This window comes from Acinetobacter sp. RIT698 (assembly GCF_009668065.1).
Classification (GTDB): Bacteria; Pseudomonadota; Gammaproteobacteria; order Pseudomonadales; family Moraxellaceae; genus Acinetobacter; species Acinetobacter guillouiae.
Genome location: NZ_WJYH01000020.1, coordinates 1 through 18,863, shown reverse-complemented (window position 1 = coordinate 18,863; position 18,863 = coordinate 1). Strand labels below are relative to the sequence as shown.

At 35.9% G+C, this 18,863-nt stretch carries 22 protein-coding genes; 5 read left to right on the top strand and 17 right to left on the bottom strand.

Annotated elements, in window-relative coordinates; all coding sequences use genetic code 11:
* The first annotated feature begins 8 nt into the window (after window positions 1-8).
* Complete coding sequence (locus tag GJV03_RS10640) at window positions 9-689, top strand: class I SAM-dependent methyltransferase (protein WP_105712533.1); 681 nt, start codon at window positions 9-11, stop codon at window positions 687-689.
* A gap of 152 nt (window positions 690-841) precedes the next feature.
* Here GJV03_RS10640 and plsB read toward each other — a convergent pair whose 3' ends face one another.
* Window positions 842-3,043 carry a glycerol-3-phosphate 1-O-acyltransferase PlsB gene (gene plsB, locus GJV03_RS10635; RefSeq protein WP_154130057.1) on the bottom strand — a complete coding sequence of 734 codons (2,202 nt, stop codon included), beginning with the start codon at window positions 3,041-3,043 and terminating at the stop codon, window positions 842-844.
* Between the two features lie 232 nt (window positions 3,044-3,275).
* Here plsB and cysK point away from each other — a divergent pair, with 232 nt between their 5' ends.
* Complete coding sequence (cysK, locus tag GJV03_RS10630) at window positions 3,276-4,274, top strand: cysteine synthase A (RefSeq protein WP_154130056.1); 999 nt, start codon at window positions 3,276-3,278, stop codon at window positions 4,272-4,274.
* 122 nt (window positions 4,275-4,396) lie between these two features.
* Here cysK and GJV03_RS10625 read toward each other — a convergent pair whose 3' ends face one another.
* The 8 genes from GJV03_RS10625 to GJV03_RS10590 form a co-directional block, all read right to left on the bottom strand.
* Window positions 4,397-4,933, bottom strand: coding sequence for a transglycosylase SLT domain-containing protein (locus tag GJV03_RS10625; RefSeq protein WP_016539727.1), 537 nt, complete (start codon window positions 4,931-4,933; stop codon window positions 4,397-4,399).
* A gap of 131 nt (window positions 4,934-5,064) precedes the next feature.
* The gene (locus tag GJV03_RS10620; RefSeq protein ID WP_105712536.1) at window positions 5,065-5,646 is read right to left on the bottom strand and encodes a hypothetical protein; all 582 of its coding nucleotides are present in this window, start codon (window positions 5,644-5,646) and stop codon (window positions 5,065-5,067) included.
* A gap of 28 nt (window positions 5,647-5,674) precedes the next feature.
* Window positions 5,675-6,619 (bottom strand): phosphatidate cytidylyltransferase, encoded by a 945-nt coding sequence (locus GJV03_RS10615; protein ID WP_004719987.1) that lies wholly within the window; start codon window positions 6,617-6,619, stop codon window positions 5,675-5,677.
* Window positions 6,616-7,356, bottom strand: coding sequence for a lysophospholipid acyltransferase family protein (locus GJV03_RS10610; protein WP_004719989.1), 741 nt, complete (start codon window positions 7,354-7,356; stop codon window positions 6,616-6,618). The genes GJV03_RS10615 and GJV03_RS10610 overlap by 4 nt, the downstream gene beginning before the upstream one ends.
* A 318-nt stretch (window positions 7,357-7,674) precedes the next feature.
* Complete coding sequence (locus GJV03_RS10605) at window positions 7,675-8,103, bottom strand: hypothetical protein (RefSeq protein ID WP_004719991.1); 429 nt, start codon at window positions 8,101-8,103, stop codon at window positions 7,675-7,677.
* A complete protein-coding gene (locus GJV03_RS10600) occupies window positions 8,100-9,458 on the bottom strand; it encodes a phosphatase PAP2/dual specificity phosphatase family protein (protein ID WP_035372462.1) in 1,359 nt (452 codons plus the stop codon). The genes GJV03_RS10605 and GJV03_RS10600 overlap by 4 nt, the downstream gene beginning before the upstream one ends.
* A gap of 543 nt (window positions 9,459-10,001) precedes the next feature.
* On the bottom strand, window positions 10,002-11,750 hold the full coding sequence (locus tag GJV03_RS10595; RefSeq protein ID WP_154130055.1) for a bifunctional alpha/beta hydrolase/class I SAM-dependent methyltransferase: 1,749 nt from the start codon (window positions 11,748-11,750) through the stop codon (window positions 10,002-10,004).
* Between the two features lie 28 nt (window positions 11,751-11,778).
* Window positions 11,779-12,414 (bottom strand): CDP-alcohol phosphatidyltransferase family protein, encoded by a 636-nt coding sequence (locus tag GJV03_RS10590; protein WP_056511447.1) that lies wholly within the window; start codon window positions 12,412-12,414, stop codon window positions 11,779-11,781.
* Between the two features lie 158 nt (window positions 12,415-12,572).
* On the opposite strand from GJV03_RS10590, the gene ybaK reads away from it, so the two are divergent.
* Window positions 12,573-13,040, top strand: a complete 468-nt coding sequence (gene ybaK / locus GJV03_RS10585; protein WP_154130054.1) for a Cys-tRNA(Pro) deacylase — start codon at window positions 12,573-12,575, stop codon at window positions 13,038-13,040.
* 89 nt (window positions 13,041-13,129) lie between these two features.
* Here ybaK and GJV03_RS10580 read toward each other — a convergent pair whose 3' ends face one another.
* The 8 genes from GJV03_RS10580 to GJV03_RS10545 all read right to left on the bottom strand — a co-directional run bounded on the left by GJV03_RS10580 (window position 13,130) and on the right by GJV03_RS10545 (window position 17,979).
* Window positions 13,130-13,390, bottom strand: coding sequence for a hypothetical protein (locus GJV03_RS10580; protein ID WP_154130053.1), 261 nt, complete (start codon window positions 13,388-13,390; stop codon window positions 13,130-13,132).
* Between the two features lie 22 nt (window positions 13,391-13,412).
* Window positions 13,413-14,534, bottom strand: a complete 1,122-nt coding sequence (locus GJV03_RS10575; RefSeq protein ID WP_154130052.1) for an ATP-binding protein — start codon at window positions 14,532-14,534, stop codon at window positions 13,413-13,415.
* Between the two features lie 11 nt (window positions 14,535-14,545).
* Window positions 14,546-14,854 (bottom strand): hypothetical protein, encoded by a 309-nt coding sequence (locus GJV03_RS10570; RefSeq protein WP_154130051.1) that lies wholly within the window; start codon window positions 14,852-14,854, stop codon window positions 14,546-14,548.
* Window positions 14,854-15,321, bottom strand: a complete 468-nt coding sequence (locus GJV03_RS10565; RefSeq protein ID WP_154130050.1) for a hypothetical protein — start codon at window positions 15,319-15,321, stop codon at window positions 14,854-14,856. The genes GJV03_RS10570 and GJV03_RS10565 overlap by 1 nt, the downstream gene beginning before the upstream one ends.
* A gap of 212 nt (window positions 15,322-15,533) precedes the next feature.
* Window positions 15,534-15,860: a hypothetical protein gene (locus GJV03_RS10560; protein ID WP_154130049.1), complete on the bottom strand. Its 327-nt coding sequence runs from the start codon at window positions 15,858-15,860 to the stop codon at window positions 15,534-15,536.
* Window positions 15,861-15,940: 80 nt separating this feature from the next.
* A complete protein-coding gene (locus tag GJV03_RS10555) occupies window positions 15,941-16,876 on the bottom strand; it encodes a sensor domain-containing diguanylate cyclase (RefSeq protein WP_154130048.1) in 936 nt (311 codons plus the stop codon).
* Between the two features lie 45 nt (window positions 16,877-16,921).
* Entirely contained in the window at window positions 16,922-17,224 is a 303-nt protein-coding gene (locus GJV03_RS10550; RefSeq protein WP_154130047.1) for a hypothetical protein, read from the bottom strand.
* A gap of 32 nt (window positions 17,225-17,256) precedes the next feature.
* Window positions 17,257-17,979: a LexA family transcriptional regulator gene (locus tag GJV03_RS10545; protein ID WP_154130046.1), complete on the bottom strand. Its 723-nt coding sequence runs from the start codon at window positions 17,977-17,979 to the stop codon at window positions 17,257-17,259.
* 102 nt (window positions 17,980-18,081) lie between these two features.
* On the opposite strand from GJV03_RS10545, the gene GJV03_RS10540 reads away from it, so the two are divergent.
* Together GJV03_RS10540 and GJV03_RS10535 are read left to right on the top strand one after the other, a co-directional pair.
* Complete coding sequence (locus tag GJV03_RS10540) at window positions 18,082-18,276, top strand: hypothetical protein (protein WP_154130045.1); 195 nt, start codon at window positions 18,082-18,084, stop codon at window positions 18,274-18,276.
* Between the two features lie 62 nt (window positions 18,277-18,338).
* Window positions 18,339-18,836, top strand: coding sequence for a phage regulatory CII family protein (locus tag GJV03_RS10535; RefSeq protein ID WP_016539718.1), 498 nt, complete (start codon window positions 18,339-18,341; stop codon window positions 18,834-18,836).
* The last annotated feature ends 27 nt before the right edge of the window (window positions 18,837-18,863 follow it).

Below are 18,863 nucleotides of genomic sequence, written 5' to 3'. Positions count from 1 at the left end.
TTAAAGAAATGGCAAAGGACTTTAATAATCCAGTTGTAGTTGAAGGATATGATGCACATATTCGTAAATTAATTCCCGGTTATGAACTGATACATTTACAAGTCCATGCTGTATTAAAGAGCTATGTATCGACTCAAGCAAAGATTTTAGTCGTGGGATGTGGTACAGGTTATGAACTGCAATATTTGGCTGAGCAATTTCCTCATTGGAATTTTACAGCAATAGATCCTGCAGCAAATATGATTGATAAAGCCAAACAACATATAGCAGATTTAGGGCTTTGTTCTCGAATTCAGTTTATACAAGGTGATACATCTGTTCTTAAACGAGTCGATGTGAGTTTTGATGTGGCTTTGGCTATCTTGGTTTCACATTTTGTTCCAGTTGATGCAAAAGCACAATTTTTAAAAGATATTGCAAATCACCTAAGCAGTACTGGTCTATGTTTAAGTTATGAATTGATGGAAATTTGGAATGCCAAACAATTACAAGCTTTAAAAAATCTGAGTTTAGCAACAGGATTAACAGAAAAACAGGTACAACTTATGGCAGATCGTATTGAACAAGATTTTGCTTTAATTTCTGTTGATGAAATGAGCGCTTTGTATTTGCAAGCAGGTTTTAAGCGTGTGGAAAGCTTTGCTCAAGTATTGAATTATCATGGTTTTATTGCATTTAAAACGGACTAAGAAAAACGTATAAGTAATAACTAAAAATCATTTTTTGCTTTAAAGTAAATCAATTAGTTATATTTCTATGAGCTATATACGCTTATAAAAAAGTTCCTTATCCAAGTGGATGAAGGAACTTTTTATTGCGGATCAAAGCCAAAAATAAAGGATTATTTCTCTTTGCTTTCTTTTTCAGGTTCTTTCACAACATTGACATCATACAAATGAGCAAAGGCTGAAAGTAAACGAATTTTAGGATCTGCATTTGAAATCTTAATGCTTTGATCTGCTTCAAGTGTGATTAATTTCTCAGCAACAAAATAATCGACAATTTGTGTGATTTCACTCTCAATCTCAGATTCATCCCATTTTAAAAAGAAGGCTTTTTGTATAAGTGGGTATTGTTCGATGACTTGGGTATATAAATCAGATTTTGAAATCTCAAATTGCTGCTGCTCTGTTTCAACACGCAATACTTTGGCAATCAGTGCTGGCAGGATAAACGTGTGCAGAATGTTATTACTGAAATACTTAAGCAAGCCCACCTGTATATCACTGACTTTCACCCAACGTTCATTATCATGCTCAATCAATTCAACTTGTTTAAGCTTCATGGCATATTGAATGATTTCTGTGTTGGAAAGCTCAGTGATTTGCATACGCTCATCATAACGATGCTGTTTGAGTAGATTACGGAATTGTTCTAAACGTACCAATACTTCACGCTCTGCCAAAGCATGCGTTGGTGCATTTAACAAGACCAGCGAAATCAAACTAATAGGATTAATCACCACGGCTTTATTGATATTTTCCAAAATATCAAATGCAACATCATTGACCGTGGCTTTAACAGACTCAGGCATCTCTTCATGCAACGCAACACGTTGAGGTGCATTGTTCTTTTTTAAGATCTCTTCCAGGAAAACTGGTTCACCTAAATTGACGTGGACAACACCAAAGACTTTTTCAATCTTTTGAATAGATTTAAGTAGTCCAAATAGTGATTCAGCTTGTTTTTTCTGTCCACCCAGCTCTTTTATGTATGAACTGCCTTCGATCAGTTTTTCATATCCAAAGTAAGTCGGAATAAAGGCAATCGGTTTACTATTGCCACGCAAATAACTTTGGATGGTCATTGCGAGCATCCCTTTTTTTGGCGGCAATAAAAGTCCAGTACGAGAACGACCACCTTCAATAAAGTATTCCATCGGTGTATTTCGATTGAGCATACTGTAGATATATTCTTTAAAGACAGCGGTATAAAGCGCATTACCATTAAAGCTACGTCGAATAAAGTATGCACCTGCACCACGCATCAGTTGTCCAACCACAGGCATATTTAAATTAATACCTGCTGCAATATGGGGAACCATCAAGCCACGGTTATAAATCACATAAGACAATAACAAATAGTCAATGTGGCTGCGATGACAAGGGGTATAGACAATTTCATAATCTTTGGCAAGTTCACGAACCGTATCGAAATTATGTACTTCGATACCGTCATAGAGCTGGGTCCATAATTTAGTTAAAGCAATTTCAGCAAAGCGTAAGGTCGAATAAGAAAAATCAGAAACGATTTCATCGAGGTATTTATGCGCGAGTGCTTCGGCTTCATTGATGCTGATTTTTTTATGAATGCTTTCATTGAGAATGGCTTCTTTGACCGCATCACTCAGCATGAGTTTGTTAATCACATTGCGACGATCTGAAATATCAGGACCAAGAATTGCTTCTTTGTAGCCATTAAATTGTTTATTGAGCTCAGTTACCACATAATGCGCTGGTGAAAAATTGGGTGTGAGTTCAATGGCTGAATCAATTAACTGGCGTAAAGAAACTGCTTGATGGAATTCAATATAATTATTACGGCCATACAGGGTAATGTTGAGTGCTTGTTTAATGCCCGTTGGCTTTGCCCAAGCATCAGTCATCAATGCTTTATACCAGCTATCTTCATTCTCTGGTGCACGTCCCCATAAAATCGTTGTTGGTACTAAAAGCACATCTTGCTCAGGATGTTTCAATAAATATTCGATTAAGCGAATAATTTTATCTGGGTAGTATGCAGAAGCATTGCTTTTGGTTGGTTCTAAAGTGATAAAACGATCATCTTCCTGATAATCTGCCCCTAGATTAAGGGGCGCAAAAGCAGGGCTGAGTTTTCTTTTTTCTGTTTCATTATCGATCAAGACTTTATTTGAAGTTGAGTCATCTTGAATGACATAGCAAATCGGAAAATTAGCTGTGTTTGGATCATTAACTGTATTTTCAAGAGTTTTTGTATCGCCTAAAACTTGTGGGCTGACGATTTTATCTAAGATTTTTTTTGTAAATTGACGATAAAATTTTTGATAAGCATTGCTTGCCATAATATTCTCTAAATATGAGTCATATCGTTATTATGCTTGAAATAATATACAAATATATAGTTTGATTTGACGACAAATCGGTCAAACACTTTGCCTAAAAACTAAACTCATGATTTTTATCAATAAACTATTTCGATATTGGTATAATTAAATTCAGTTACTCAATATCAAAGTTTCATAGAAAAGCATTATGATAGATTGATATAAATTCATTTAAATTCAAGGAAAGGTCATGTCTACAGATCCAAATTTTCCAGCAACTGAAAACTTAGGTATTGCTGTTTATTCTAATAATGCTGAGGCAATTGGGAATACACCACTTATTCGTATCAATCGTCTTATTACAGGTGGCGCAACGGTCTTAGCAAAAATTGAAAGTCGTAATCCTGCTTTTTCTGTTAAAGATCGAATTGGCGCCGCACTTATTGCAGATGCAGAGGCGAAGGGGCTTTTGAAAAAAGGCATGCATATTGTAGAACCAACCAGCGGGAATACTGGTATTGCATTGGCATTTGTAGCAGCGGCAAAAGGTTATGCCATCACTTTAACCATGCCAGCAAGTATGAGTATAGAGCGCCGTAAAGTATTAAAAGCGTTGGGTGCAAATTTAATTTTAACTGAGCCCGCAAAAGGTATGAAAGGCGCAGTTGATGAGGCAGTACGTTTAGCAACTGAACAACCTGAAACATATTATTTACCGCAACAATTTGAAAACCCAGCCAATCCTAAAATACATGAGACAACAACTGGTCCGGAAATTTGGGCAGCCACTGGTGGTAAAGTCGATATCCTTGTTGCTGGTGTCGGAACTGGCGGTACCATTTCAGGTATTTCAAGTTATTTTGAAAAGGTCAAGCAGCAAGCGATTTACTCCGTTGCTGTAGAACCCGCAGATTCACCAATTATTGGACAAACCAAACGTGGTGAAACTTTAACGCCTGGGCCACATAAGATCCAAGGGATTGGTGCAAACTTTATTCCGAAGAACTTGGATTTAGACTTAGTTGATGAAGTTATTGCTATCGATAATCAAGAAGCGATTGATTTTGCTCGTCAAAGTGCCACTCAAGAAGGTATTTTTGTCGGTATTTCTAGTGGTGCGGCTTTAGCTGCTGCTGCACAATTAGCTGCTCGTCCTGAAAATGCTGGTAAAACCATTGTGGTGATTCTTCCAGATGCGGGTGAACGTTATTTGTCTTCCGTTTTGTTTGAAGATATTTCAGCAGATTAAGTTTAAATTAAATCGTCTATATCTATGCTGTGTATTATTGTCATAGACTAAAAAATAAACCCGCTCAAGTATCTGCAAGAGTGGGTTTATTTTATTGATATTCAGTTTCTATTCTTAAACTTCTATAAAGAAGACTTTAACTGTTTTTCATGTTGTTTGACTTGTTTCGCGTATCGTTTACCTTGACGTTTCATTTTACGATTTGTTTGGTAATTTGTGGGTCCAACATTGTAGTAGGCTAAGGCTTTTTTCCAGCTTCCTGCACTTTGATTGTATTTAGCCAAGATCATGGTGCCACAGCGTACATTGGTATATTCATCAAACAAATCACCAGGGCAGGCTTGTTGCCAATAACGCGGCATGATTTGGGTAAGCCCAACAGCACCAGATGGAGAGGTGACATAACTCCGATAACTCGATTCTTGACGGATGGTTGCTGCAATCAGTAAAGGATCTACATCATATTGATCTGCGCTTTGTACAATCATTGGGGATACACGATTGGCAACATCGGGAGAGACAGAATAGGCTTTTTGGATTCCAGTCGAAAGTTTAGCAGCACGTTTTTGCACAGAGCCGCCACCCAAAGACGAACATGCTGTGATCGCAAGTGTTAAACCCACTGTAGAAATTATTTTTAACTGATACTGAAAATTCAAAATAAAACCAATGTTATGTATCCAAGATTGCCCTGATGTTAAGTAGCTGATTTAAACCTGTCAATCTATGAAAATTGGTAGATTTATTCGTGATTTGTATCTTAAGCTGTTGGTTGCTTGCTATTTAGGCGTTATTTCGTCATTTTTGCTTGTTTTTTCTGTAACATTATTGCCAACATTAAATGCAATGGATTCTGAGCAGTATATTGGACTTCAAATTGTTGATTTCTATTGTGCTGGTACAGAGCATAAATTACTGGAATATTTAATTTATTTCCGTCAATCACATTTGAGTCTTTATCTAAAAGTTCTTTGGTCATATCTGCAAGTACATTGGTGCTAATCTCTTGTTGAATTACACCTTGGCAAATATATTGTGCACCTTCAAAGTGATCAGTAATCAAATCGATTAGATTTTGTGAATCCTGATTGTCTTTATCAGCCTGTAATTTTTCCAGATTTAATCGCTTTATTTTAGTTAAAGTGATTCCTTCTATAGAAGGTATGGTTTTTGTTGTTGTGTTTGCATTTGGATTAAATTGTTGAGTAAGTTGATTTAATTTTGATCCAAAACTGATATTTACCTGACTTGAGTAGAGTTTTTTTACACGATCAGTCACTTGTTGATTATTACATTCAGACTGATTAAATAAACTGCACCCTTGCAGACCAAAACCTACACAGAGCATTGTAAATATTATTTTGTAATTCATCTATATCTCTCACAATCATGTTTATTCACTAACTCCACCAATATCTTAAAATATGAAAGAAGATGGGTGCAGAAAAGCAGATAGAATCAATCCGATCTAACATCCCACCATGACCATGAATCAACTGTCCCCAATCTTTGACACCGCGGTCACGTTTGATGGCTGACATCACCAAACCACCGAAAAAGCCAAAGATACACACAACCAGTCCTATCAATGCAGCTTGTAGGTAGCTAAATGGAGTGAGCCATGCCATAGCAACACCTAAAGCTGTGGCTAAAACAATACCACCCACTAAGCCTTCAACTGTTTTTGATGGTGACAAGACAGGTGCAACCTTGTGCTTTCCAAAAAGCTTACCACAGACATATTGCAAAACATCGGATGCTTGAACGACCATAATCAGCCAGATTGCTAACCAAATCGGTTCACCTTTAAAACCATTTAGTTTTAAATTGAGTAATGCAGGAACATGGGAAATACAGAAAACACAGACCATGAGTCCCCATTGAATTTTAGAACTACGTTCAAGGAAGTGTTTGGTATCTTCTTGTTTTAGACTGGCTATTGGAATCAGTAAAAATACATAAAGTGGAATAAAAATTGAATATAAGCCGTACCAGTCGATATAGATCAAATAATATTGATAGGGAATAACAAAATAAAAGGCGATAAGTAAAGGGAAATAATCACCACGCCGTGTCGGCAATAGACTGGTAAATTCTCGTAGAGCAAACAGGGAAATAATCCCAAATAAGATAATAAATGCAGTTTGACCCAATAGGATGGCTGCACCAATGACGATCAACATCACCCACCAAGCATTGATCCGTGCGTTTAAATTATCAATCACTGATGAGGGTTTTTGCCCAGCTTTTTGCTTGAGAATAAAGCCCACGCTAGATGCAAAAACTAAAATTCCCGCAAAAATACCAAATAAAAGATAGGTTTTATTCAGATTATCTAAAATCATTGATTCTCAACCTCTTTTAATTGTAATAGCTGCTTCTGTGCATAATCTATAAATGTGGCTTTATCCATTTCTAAATGTTGTTCTAAAGGAAAGCCAAAGCATACGGTAGACAGTAACGGCAAAGGAACAAAAGAACCTTTTGGCATGACACGTCTTAGATTTGAAATCCAAACAGGGACAATCTCAATCTCAGGAAATTGTTTATGTAAGTTATAGAGGCCACTTTTAAAAGGCAATAGCTCAAGATCATCATCAAGATTTCGAGTACCTTCAGGAAAGAAAATAATGGAATAACCCTGAGCAAGAGCGTCTTTAACAGGTTGTAAAGGGTCTGCATTATCTTCGCGATTACGTTGAATCGTAACACCATTAAAGGTGTCTTTAATTAAAAATTGTCTAAAGCCATCTTTCAGCCAATAATCTGAAGCAGCAACAGGTTTAGTTTTACGACGCATCAGTTTTGGAAGTGAAGACCATAATAAGATAAAGTCGATATGACTATTGTGATTGGCATAGTAAATACGTTGTTTCATCTCAGGCTGACAACCAACCCATAAGCTACGAGCACCAGTTAAGAGTCGTGCGCCACGGCGTGTCAAAAATGCAATAAAGCGAGCAATAGAGTGTGATGCTAAATTTCCATTAGATGAATCTAAGTGTTGAGTCTTTTGCTCTAAAGACTGTTTATTGTATGACTCTTTATCTTGTTCGGAACGTTGTTCAGGTAGTTGATTCATTCTCTAAGCCGATTGATATTGAAGCATTTTATTGTGGGGCAAGCTATATAATAGGATGATTAAAGTACAAAATTCTACTTTTTAAGTGACTAAAATAAAAATATAACCAACCTTAGTTTTGAATAAAAAGTAAAAAGCTTGGTTTCCATTTATAAATTTATCATTTCTGTTTTTTGAATCATAGAAGAATTTTATAGCATTTCAAGATATTCACTGCTGAGAAACTGAGAATTTTCTTGATTTAAGACGATTCAAACCATCATACGATAACAATTGAATATATCAGTTCAAACTGTATCAGTTGAGGTTAAAATCGCTTTAAATAATTCTAGAAATCAAAATCATTAAAACCAGATATTGTATCAATAATAAAGCAATTTGAAGTTTTAAAAGTTTAAAACATCCTGCAAAACGCTGTGACCAATCACGTCCTGCTTTGGATGCAGGCATCAATTTCATACTCATTAGAGTTTGATCAAATTGTAGGGTTAAGTTTTCAATAGATTCAGTTTGGGATTCACGTGCAATCATTTTAATGAGTTGAGCATCAAACTTAACTCGAAATGAGAGATAGTGATGAAGCCCAGATAATAACAATGTAATGACAATGAACGTCCAGAACTCAATGGATTGCCAGCCTTTGAACAGGATGGCAAAAATAGATAAGGCAAAAGCCAAATAACCTGAAAGCAATATAGCTGTGGTTGCTGATAACAGTTGCGCAACCACATAAAAATTCATTTTCATGGCACTAAACCTTTCAGTTTTAGATGGTAAATTTCTAATTCTTCCAGTTGGGCTTGTTTTAATACCACCCAAGGGCGAGCTTTACGAATAATGCTTACCATTTCATCAATATTGGCATCTTGGTTTTGTTGAATCAGCCAAGCAGTGAGTACAGCGCTACTTCTTGAATAACCTAAGGCACAAAAAATCAGAATATTTTGGGTAGAGCTATGTTCAAGCTTCGACATCAAATCATTTAATCGTGCTACGGCAAACTCAAGCTGATTGGCTTGTAATGGAATCAAATCTAGACTGAGATATTGCTGATATGCCATTGCATGATTTAGGGGTAACTCAGCAACACAATCAAATATTGCATTGTATTGGTGGTGATCTTGTTGTACTGGAATTCTTCCAATATAGATTTTTTTAAGTTCATGTTGAATGATAAAAGAATCTTCGGGATGCTTTTTGGTCCAAATACGACTATTAAGCCAAGCAAAGATTAAATAAGGCGCAAGCAGTATTTGCGCAGCAACAGTCATTTTACCATTTTCTTGTTTTTGAAAAAAATGTGGACGCACAAAACTATAGCTATGTGCAACGATAAATAGGCTCACAGCAGGGTAAATTAGCCACAATCCCCAAGGTCTAAACTCGTAGGCTAAGATAAAGAAAATCACTGAGCCACAAAGGTAATAACTACCAAGCTTTAAATGTTTTGCTGTTAACAGTTGCAGTCCATCTTTTCTAAATGGGGATTTTACTGAAATTGGAAATAACCATAAGCATAAAGCGCCAACCAGTATTCCAGTGGGAAGGTCAATAAAATGATGCTGCCATGTCGTGAGTACAGAAATTCCAATCAGCACACACCAAAAATCGACCACATATTTCCATGCCCCAGATACATGGCGACGATAGAAATCCCAAAGAATCATCAGCAAAACAATATGTAATGAGGGCGCTTGATTAAAGGGCTTATCAAAGCCCATGAGGACATCAAACCATAGACCGAAAAAACCATCTAAAGGTGGACGTTCAAAACTAAACTTTAAAGGGAACAGTAAGAAGCAACTAATCGAAATGACTTGCGCTAAAAATAGCCTAAGCGCTTGTTGTTTAAGCTCAAATTTGTTCCAACAAAGTAATAAGGAGAGGCCATAAAACAGGTCAATTGACCAATACGGCACAATCGTCCAAGCCCAAAGTGGAATATGCTTTTCCCAAGCAAAGACAATACTTGGAACATCACTAAGACCTGATGCATATTGATTTGCAAAGCCATAAGTGAGGAAAAAGAAAGGCGCAAGAAAAACTAAGCAAAGTACGCCCCATTTCCAAGTCCCAGTTTCTTTGATTAGATTATTGCTCATAAAATTTTTATTAAGTTGATAAGGTTGGAGATTTTTAGAATAATCAGAAACAATCTCTGTATCCGTAATGTGTGATTCAGAATCAGATAGAGTATTCATTTCAGTTATCGAATGATTTGGTTTTAAAAGTCTTTCCTTAGGTAGATGAACCTCTTGAGAAAGAATATCTTTAATTTCCAAAGCTAATTCTACGGTATCTACTTGAATCCAAATCGTAGAAAATGCAAAATCATTTCCTATTGTTATTTTTTCATCACCAATTAAATATGTAAGTTCAATAAAATCTTCATATGGTTCGAAAGGCGGTTCTGAAATGACCTCAATAGGATAAATTTTTTCTAATACATTTAAAATATGTGTTACACACTCACGCCATTCATAATTATCACCATCAAAATCTACATCATAATTCAGACGGAATTGGTTTTTAGGCCAAAGTGGAAATCTACGCATATCTTCAAGTGTGTACATATTCTTTAATCCATTTCTAAGTTAAGTGCGCATCCTTGCACATTTGATTGATCCTAACTTGATTACATGGTGTCAAAGTTTCTGTGCGACTGAGACGGTAAATATTCCAAACTCATCAATACATTGGTCGACCTTTTTAAAGCCAGCAGCTTCAACAAGTGCGTCCATTTCCGCTTGTGAGCGTAAACGCATTACCCAAGCATCACCTTCACGATGTGAGGTTAATGCACGCGCAATAAACTCTTGCTGTGGGTGCCAAATTTGACCGGTATAAATCAAGTAACCATCTTTAAGAATTGCTTTACTTAAACCTTCAAGTGATTGACGTAGCAAATCATTGTCTGCAAATAACTCATATAAACCCGAAACCACGGCAAGTGATGGTTTTGGTTTAACTGAGGCCAAAGACTGTGTATCAAATGCATCTGCTTGAACAAATTCAGCAATGTCATTGAGTCCTCGCGCTGCAATCATTTGCTGACCAGCTTGTACATTGATATCGCTATAATCACGTAATAAAATCGAATCTGGTCGTTTTGGCAGTTGAACCACAGCATCTAAAATATAACGTCCATGACCAGATGCAATATCCATGATTCTCAATGGTTTGCGTTTTTTAATCAGAATATCCGCATATTTCTGAACCAAATGTTCAATGTTTTGTTTACGAACACGGATCCCACGCCAACCAATCGCATTTAAATACTGGCGGTCAATGATTTTGCCAATAGGATTGCTACTTTCAGATTGGTTACGATAGACAAAATCTAAAGTACTTCCAGAGTCATAGCCTGTGTCTTCACCAATTTTTAAGCCTTTAGATAAATGGCTACCAATTTTTAGATTCTTTTTGGTGATTTCCCAAAATGCATTCTTCATTGATTTAGCGGGTAATGGCGAACTGAGATCTTCTGCTATAGCGCAACTTGGACCAATTTTGTCCGCATTTAAAACGTCTGGAGCTTGATATTCAACCGCAAAACATTGCTGGATAAATCGGCGTATTTTCTCTGTTGCTATATAGCGATCTTTTTCACCTAAAGTATCGTGAAAGAAGCCATCTAAAATGTGTAATTCTTTTTTAGGATGCGGAAGCTTTTGGTAAAACTCACGTTGCGGTTTTTGAAAAACCACAAAATCTGAACCTGAGCATAACACTTGAGTCGGTACAAAGATGTTTTGTGAATCTGCAACAATTCGCTTAGAGGCATCATAGAGCCCAAGCAACATTCTCACCGAAATGGCTTTAGCAATTTTAGGATCGGTATCATAGCTTTGGGCACGTTCTTCATCATGGGTCAGCATTTTGGCTTTAACATAACTTTGGATGAAAAAATTACCGCGAATTTTTTCCATGACTCTTAAACTAGGTTCGGCAAATGGCACATAAAGCTTAATATCAAAAGCAGGGGAAGCGAGGCACAAGGCGCGAATTTTAGGCGCATAATCATGTACCCATGTTGCGGCTAATACAGCACCCACACTTTGTGCAACCACAGCAATATTCTTGACGTCGATACCATAGTTTTCTTCAATATGTTGGACAAAATATTGAATATCTTTTACACATGCTGAGAAGCTAGGTGCATCACCACGTTCACCAGGGGAATCGCCGTGACCGCGGGCATCCCATGCAAAGAAATCAAAATCACTTAAATTGAGTTCCTTGACCAAATGCGCCATACGTCCTGAATGTTCATGTCCACGATGAAACAGAAGAATGGCTTTTTTTGTTTCGCTTGGTGAGTTGGTTGCCCAATGTTGATAAAACAATTCTGTTCCATCATGACTCTTAAAGGTGTGATGACTGTTGTTATACATACGAATTTACCCTAAATATGAAACTGTTTTATAAAGCTGTTTTTAAGCTATTTTTAATTCGGTTATAGATGGTTAAACTAAGCAGCAGACCAATTAAAATGAGTATGCCATTACAGATTAAGCCGAGAAGTTGTAAATTTGTAGTGAATAATGGCACGGTGACAATCACGACTGTGATTAAACTAAACCAAAATGCACGGTCACTTTTCCCCATTGGGCCATCATAACGACGTTCTTGCCCAATCAGTGGCGCCATTACACCAGTGTATTCACTTAGAATTGCAAGGAAAGCAATCAATAACAGTAATTTTGCACTGATAAAGCCAAAAGCAATCAAGCATAGATAGAGTGCTGTGTCCGAAATAACATCACACAATTCATTGTAAAATGCACCTAAGTTGGATTGTTGTTTAAATTCACGAGCAAGCATTCCATCGATGGCGTTGAAAGCCATTCGTAGCAACATCCACAAGGGAAAGAGCAATAACCACCCATTTACAGCATGATTCAGATAATACTGGTATAGAAAAAAGCTTAAACCGAGCGATATAAACATCGCTAACAAAGTGACTTGATTTGCCGTGATTCCGATATTAAAAAGCTTTTGAACAAAAGGGCGCAGTAAGTTTTGAAATGCTGGTTTTAATTGATAGATTGATGGCATTGTTCTAGTAATATAAGGTATATGACAGGATTTTAATCAAGTTATCCATGATTTTACAAGTATTAATTTTCACCATTTAAATTTGTATTGTTATTTTAAAATTTATATAAATAGTCCTATAATTCAAAAGTCTTCTTAATTTTGATCTTGTTTATTCTATGACACCTGCTTGCAAAGTTTTAAAATCAAATAAAATTGAATTTTCAATTCATGAATATGAACATGATGTAAATGCAAAAAGTTTTGGCTTAGAGGCTGCTGAAAAATTAGGCTTAAATGTTGAAGAAGTGTTTAAAACGTTGATGGTGACAGATGATAAAAATTATTTTGTTGCCATTCTTCCAGTGAACCATCAATTAAATTTAAAGAAAGTGGCGAGTGCTTTTGCTTGTAAAAAATTACATATGGCTGATCCTAAAGATGCAGAGCGTTTAACTGGATATTTAGTCGGTGGAATCAGTCCTGTAGGTCAAAAAAAGCGTTTAAAAACGGTTATTTGTGAAAGTGCACAGCAGTTAAGTAAAATGTATGTCAGTGGTGGAAAAAGGGGCTTAGATATTGGGGTTAATCCACTAGATTTAGCTAAGGTTTTGGGTGCGAATTTTGCTGATATTGTTGATGTATAATCCATCCTTTTATTGATGAATTTTAATTAAAAATAATAACGTTACTCACTATGTTACTCACAAAAAGATTTGCTCAAAAATAAAGCCACTTAAGTGGCTTTATTTTTTGAATCTATATCTAATATTACAGACTGGACATATGAACTGAACCAATAACTCTTCCGACCATCCTTAAATGGCTTCGTGTAGCGTCCTTCTCTAATTCTGGCGTCTAGAGTTTCGGGTTCTATATTCAGCAAGTGAGCAAATTCGGCGCGGCCAATTCTACGTTCTTCTTTTTGGTTAACAAGTTTCTCAACAAGACTCGTTAAATGTTTGAGAGATTCAGAATCAATATTTAATACACCCATTACTAGTTGTCCTTTATTGTAATTAAGCCCTTAAGCCTGATTTAGCCAATTGTTCAATTTCTGCTTTAACTGCATTTAATTGGTTTGTTTCAATTTGAGTAAGTGCATCAATTCCCAAATGTTCGCAAATCGATTTAACATCAAAGCCTCGTTCATCAATAAAGTTTTGAAGAGCATCACGTTGTTCATCATTTATGCCCTTAAACTCTGGTGGGTTGAACCAGCGCTTCTTCTCCTTATCAAACGAGCATTTTAAGGCGTCAGCTCTAAGCAGCATTGTCTGACGCATGTTTTGGTAATACATGTGCTCTTTATCAAGCGATTCAGTCAATTGATTTAGATCGCCAGCATGTTCAGCCTCAGCACAACTTTGCTTCCAGTTTTCAAAATCTTGTTGAGCCTTAATCGTTACTATTTGCGCAGGTGTTAAAGTATTAATATGGCTTTTAGCTTGACTAATTATGTCAGCCAAAAAAGTTGGATTGGTTTTAAGATCTGGTACCCAGACTTCTCCGGTTTCACCTCCAAGTGCTCCAGCATTTTTGGCATGATGTGTATCAGATGGACTAAAACTTATAACTCTTGCAGATTTACCTTCTTGCGTTCTAACCGTTGTTAAATACCCCATAACGTCAGCTATACGGTAAAGTTCGTTTCGATTCTTACCACCTAGATCTGGTCGATTAATTCTCTGATCGCCATTTTCACTCTCTACAGCATGGGCAATAAAAACTACATCCTTACCCATAGCTATAAGCATATGGATATAGCTTTTAAACATATTGTTCGCAGATCCTTGTGCCTTTAATTTCAAGGTTCCATCTTTTTGTCTATTTTCAGGAATATTTAACAAATGGGATTTAATGCATTCAAGCATTGCTCCAACTGTATCGATCACGACAGTATTAAAGGGTGAAAGGTCTTGAACAGTTAGATTGGTAATATCAGTCCATTTTTCCACTGGTACAACAGCACCGCGACGTAATTCACCTGTACGATGAGAACCTTTATCAAAGTCAAAAGAAATAGCTTTATCAGCTGTAAAGCCCATAGATGTTTTACCTAAACCCGGATCAGCATAGATATAGGTAATAATTGCGCTAACACTCAATGGTTGATCAGCAGTAATAATATTTAAAGCCATTGGTTAACTCCTTAATTATATTTCGTATTGTTATAAGCAATGCGTTGATTCGATGAGTAGGGCGTGCGCTTAAAGCAAGGTTGGTTGAATAATTCAGCTTTAGCTTTACGCTTTTGGAATTTGCGCTCACGTTCAAAATTTATAAGAATCCAAGGCTTCTCTAAATGTTCTGCGAAATCGATAAGGTACAAATAGCCTGATTTACTAACCCGGTAAATTTCACCATTTTTCTGAATGTATTCAGACGAATAAATACGCATGCGGAATTCACCGTTTTCATCGCTGATGAATTCTGATTTTTTTGGAGTTGATGTATTCATTAGACAGCCTCCACCATACGGTTACGCTCGATATAACCGATAATTATCTGATTGATATTTCGGTGATCGTTGTAATCTGTGAAGTCGTTATATTCCTTGCCGTTAATGTCTTTGATCTCATCAATTGCTAAGTTCGTGATATCAACTGCAGTAAATTCAGAACCAGGTACGCCGTAATTATCAAGATGAGATTCAAAATCAAAGCTAACTTTAAGTAAGAAGCTATCAAGTTTAACAACGGCCATGCCAGATGAATTAGAAGTGACTTTTAAAGCTTGAATGCTATATGAAGAAGGGGCGGTGTTAGGAACTACTACTGCAGGTTTGTATTCAGTGGCTTTTTGATCATATGTAAGACCGATAGCGCCTACTGTGAATAAACCACTGATTGCTGCAACTTTGATAAAGCTGAATGGCTGTACACGATGTGTAACAGCAGGGTTGATAGAATTTGGATTTGTGTTCATACTTATATCACTCGCTTGAGTAAAAGCACATTTGATTAGAGGTCCGATGTGCTTTTTTGTTATTTGATGAAATTAAGTTTAGTAAACTAAACAAAATTGGTCAATAGTTTTGTTTATAAAAATAAACTTTTATTATTTATGTTTATACTTCTGTACTTTATAGACAAAATAATACCCACACAGGGTGGGTTTTATTTTTTTAGAATTTTGTATTAGCAATCAATATTGTATCTAGCTTTATATGAATCTATTGTTTTTTGAAAATCCGTACTTGTATTGAGATCTTTTGGATCAGCCAGCTTTAAATAAATTGGAAGGTATTCTTGTTCGTAGGTAACAGGGAAATCCTCGCAAATAACTTTTTTGCGTTCTTCTAATGGGGTAGAGGGACCTGCTAGCGTTGCAAGATATATAGTCATTTTTAAATCAACTTCTTGAAATTTTTCACTAAGGTGTTCGCGTTCAGGCGATATTTGTTCTGAATTATCGCAACCAAATATAGAAAGAGTTAACAAACATATAAATGATACAGTTTCCATAATGTAGGTTCTTCTTAGGTTTTTGAGCAAAAGAAATCTCATGCTGAGTGGGAGGTGAAGTTTACTAAAGTGGTTAAATCTTATTTTTTGATCATGCGTTTATTTTCATACATTTTTTCATCAGCTTCTTGAACCGCTTCTAATAAACTAAAAGAAGGATTTCGAATTGCGAAGCCAACAGCGATGCTGATATTAGCATTTGCAAAAATTTCTTGAATTCTATCAATTAAAAGTTCTGCTCCCTCTTTTGTATTTTCAATGCTGAGGATTGCAAATTCATCACCACCTATTCGAGCCACAATATCATTATTACGGACGCAAATTTTTAATAGATTTGCTGTCTTTTTTATTAATTCATCACCAATAAAATGTCCAAATTGATCATTTACAATTTTTAAATTATTTAGATCAATCATAAAAATAGCAGCAGGATGACCGTAACTTTTACATCGGGCTTCTTCTTGTGCGAGAAGTTGATCCCATCCTCTACGATTAAATAATCCCGTTAAAGAATCACTTAAAGCTACGGCTTCAAAAAACTCTTTTTGACGTTTCTGTTCATTTTCCCGTAATTCAACTTGCAAAATATAGCTTAGAATTTTACCAAAAAGATTAATTAATTCTTCTTCCTGTAGTAGTGATTCGGATTGAGGATTGGGATCAATAGCACAAAGAGTACCAAATAAAGTTCCATCTTCTTTTATAAGTGGTTGACCTATATAAGCTTTAATATCAATTTTTTTAGCTATTGGTGCATTTAAGTATAAGGGGATTTTTTCTGAATGAGGAGCTATTTTAGGAGCTTTTCCTAAAACCATATGAGAGCAAAATGAATCCGCCCATGAGAAAACTTGTCCTGGTATAACATTATAGCCTTTATCTTCACATTGAAGGACGATCCAATTATCTCCTTCTGTACGAGTGATCATCCATAAATTGAATCCAAATTTTTGAGATAAAAATTTTAAAACAGTTTGTCCAGCCTCTTCAAAGTTTTTAAATATTATATCTTTCATATTGTGGGCCTATTTCATTGTTTAAATTAAAAATTATTATAGTACTTAATCGTTTGAATATTTTTCCAAAAACTCATCTATCCATCCTTGTGCTAATTCAAGATTGGTTATATCGGTTAATTTTAAATTAGTTTCTTCAGCCTCGTTAAACCCTTGAATAATGGCTTCAAAGATATTTGCTTCACTAATGATCTCATTTGCAATTTCAGAAGAATCGTAGCTTTGTTTGGCTTTTTTAAAAGAAGCTATTTGTTTATCAATTCCAGTACCAACTTTAGCTAAAGCTAATTTAAATTCTTGACGATTTATTGTTAGCGCAGTTTTAGACTTATTAAGTGTTGCTATCATAATACTTTCTCTCTTAAAGATTTTAGTTGTATTTATGGTTTTACCAGAGCTAGCTCTAGACGCCCAACAAAGTTGATCTCATTCAACTGTTCATTTGTAATAAACTCATCGGGATATCTATTTTTATCAGGATTATCACTTGTCAGCCTAACTGTTTTTGAACCTGCATAACTTACAAAAATTCGTTTCATGCGTAATTCATGATTATGAGTGAAAACGTAAACACTTCCATTTTTTAATGCATCATGATCTTTATCAGAAATATCAACAAATAAAGGGCTATCAGGTGCAATGGTTGGATACATACTATATTCAGCTGAATAAATAATACGCAAATTAACAGGGTTGGTCTGAATACCCATTAGTTTTAATATCTGCGGATCTATTTCAAGGTACTCACTAGCATCCTCTAAAAAGTTTTGAATTCCTGTGCCGCATGAAGCTTTAACATCTTTGTATATTGGAATACGTACGTTCGTTAGGCGACCTTTTGTATTTGCACTTATAAATTCAACTGGTGCGAAATGAATACTTTCTGAGTCTCTAATCTCAGTGGAAGTGCCATTTAACAACCACTCAGATGTAGTCCCTAAAACTTGAGCTAACTGAACTAATCGGTTTCCGGTTGGATTATTTACACCACTAATCCAATTGGTAACAGTTCCCTTGCTTGCTCCAGTCGCAGCAACTAAATCTTTATGCTGTAGACCAAGTTGGCGCATTCGTAACGAAATTCTATCAGACGTGGTTTGCATAATTGATAAACCTAATATTTGTTTAAAATACTAAACAATAAAATTGACATGTTCCTAAACTTATAGTTCAATTAAGTGAACAAATTGTTCTGGAAACTAAACATGACTGTTGATGATCTTAAAAATCACTTTCAGGCTAAAAACGATGCTGAACTTGCTCGAATCCTTAATAAAGATAGATCCGTAATAAGTTATTGGCGAAAAAAAATCCCTCTTAAAACTCAAGCTGTATTTGAAATTCAAACCAATGGAGAGTTGATTGCTGATCGCAAAGGATTAAATAGCATTAGCTCTTAATAAGCCTAATTTCTTACTAAAGTACGAAAAGGTAAACGTGAATAAATACAAAGGATTCACATATGGAAATTAATTTAAGCCGAGAAGCCCAAAACGCAATTTGGCAGATGATAAGTAATACACCGGGATTTACGCCTAAAGATATTGCGCAGGTACTTGGAGATTCACATAACACAATTTGCAATTACGCAAATATCAATATGCCGAACCATTTACCCAGTATTAAAAAGTTAGAAGCAATTCTCTATTACACCCAGAACCCAGCGCTTTTAAAAATTTGGGCGCATGAACTTGGCTTTGCATTAGTTCCTGTGACATGTGACCGCAGTAAACACCACGAATTGTCGATTTTTGAGGCAATGATGCAGCACAACATTAAGTCAGGAAAGACTAACAAAGCTGTCTATGAAGCGTATGAGGATGGTGTAGTAACACCACAAGAATATGAAGAGATCCATCAATTGACATTGCATCTAATTGAATTGGCGACAGCTGTAGATCAAGCAGCATTAAAACAAATGAAAAGATATACATCAGGCCCTGAAAAAGAAAAAGCCTGAGGCTCATATCCCAGGCTTTCCTATATT

Excerpts from the sequence above, each read along its gene's own strand:
- GJV03_RS10575 (WP_154130052.1), bottom strand. The coding sequence starts at position 14,534 with ATGGCTTTAAATATTATTACTGCTGATCAACCATTGAGTGTTAGCGCA.
- GJV03_RS10615 (WP_004719987.1), bottom strand. The coding sequence starts at position 6,619 with ATGATTTTAGATAATCTGAATAAAACCTATCTTTTATTTGGTATTTTT.
- GJV03_RS10595 (WP_154130055.1), bottom strand. The coding sequence starts at position 11,750 with ATGTATAACAACAGTCATCACACCTTTAAGAGTCATGATGGAACAGAA.
- GJV03_RS10610 (WP_004719989.1), bottom strand. The coding sequence starts at position 7,356 with ATGAATCAACTACCTGAACAACGTTCCGAACAAGATAAAGAGTCATAC.
- GJV03_RS10565 (WP_154130050.1), bottom strand. The coding sequence starts at position 15,321 with ATGAACACAAATCCAAATTCTATCAACCCTGCTGTTACACATCGTGTA.
- GJV03_RS10620 (WP_105712536.1), bottom strand. The coding sequence starts at position 5,646 with ATGAATTACAAAATAATATTTACAATGCTCTGTGTAGGTTTTGGTCTG.
- ybaK (WP_154130054.1), top strand. The coding sequence starts at position 12,573 with ATGACACCTGCTTGCAAAGTTTTAAAATCAAATAAAATTGAATTTTCA.
- GJV03_RS10535 (WP_016539718.1), top strand. The coding sequence starts at position 18,339 with ATGGAAATTAATTTAAGCCGAGAAGCCCAAAACGCAATTTGGCAGATG.
- plsB (WP_154130057.1), bottom strand. The coding sequence starts at position 3,043 with ATGGCAAGCAATGCTTATCAAAAATTTTATCGTCAATTTACAAAAAAA.
- GJV03_RS10605 (WP_004719991.1), bottom strand. The coding sequence starts at position 8,103 with ATGAAAATGAATTTTTATGTGGTTGCGCAACTGTTATCAGCAACCACA.
- GJV03_RS10545 (WP_154130046.1), bottom strand. The coding sequence starts at position 17,979 with ATGCAAACCACGTCTGATAGAATTTCGTTACGAATGCGCCAACTTGGT.
- GJV03_RS10640 (WP_105712533.1), top strand. The coding sequence starts at position 9 with ATGGCAAAGGACTTTAATAATCCAGTTGTAGTTGAAGGATATGATGCA.
- GJV03_RS10580 (WP_154130053.1), bottom strand. The coding sequence starts at position 13,390 with ATGGGTGTATTAAATATTGATTCTGAATCTCTCAAACATTTAACGAGT.
- GJV03_RS10540 (WP_154130045.1), top strand. The coding sequence starts at position 18,082 with ATGACTGTTGATGATCTTAAAAATCACTTTCAGGCTAAAAACGATGCT.
- cysK (WP_154130056.1), top strand. The coding sequence starts at position 3,276 with ATGTCTACAGATCCAAATTTTCCAGCAACTGAAAACTTAGGTATTGCT.
- GJV03_RS10560 (WP_154130049.1), bottom strand. The coding sequence starts at position 15,860 with ATGGAAACTGTATCATTTATATGTTTGTTAACTCTTTCTATATTTGGT.
- GJV03_RS10570 (WP_154130051.1), bottom strand. The coding sequence starts at position 14,854 with ATGAATACATCAACTCCAAAAAAATCAGAATTCATCAGCGATGAAAAC.
- GJV03_RS10555 (WP_154130048.1), bottom strand. The coding sequence starts at position 16,876 with ATGAAAGATATAATATTTAAAAACTTTGAAGAGGCTGGACAAACTGTT.
- GJV03_RS10600 (WP_035372462.1), bottom strand. The coding sequence starts at position 9,458 with ATGAGCAATAATCTAATCAAAGAAACTGGGACTTGGAAATGGGGCGTA.
- GJV03_RS10550 (WP_154130047.1), bottom strand. The coding sequence starts at position 17,224 with ATGATAGCAACACTTAATAAGTCTAAAACTGCGCTAACAATAAATCGT.
- GJV03_RS10590 (WP_056511447.1), bottom strand. The coding sequence starts at position 12,414 with ATGCCATCAATCTATCAATTAAAACCAGCATTTCAAAACTTACTGCGC.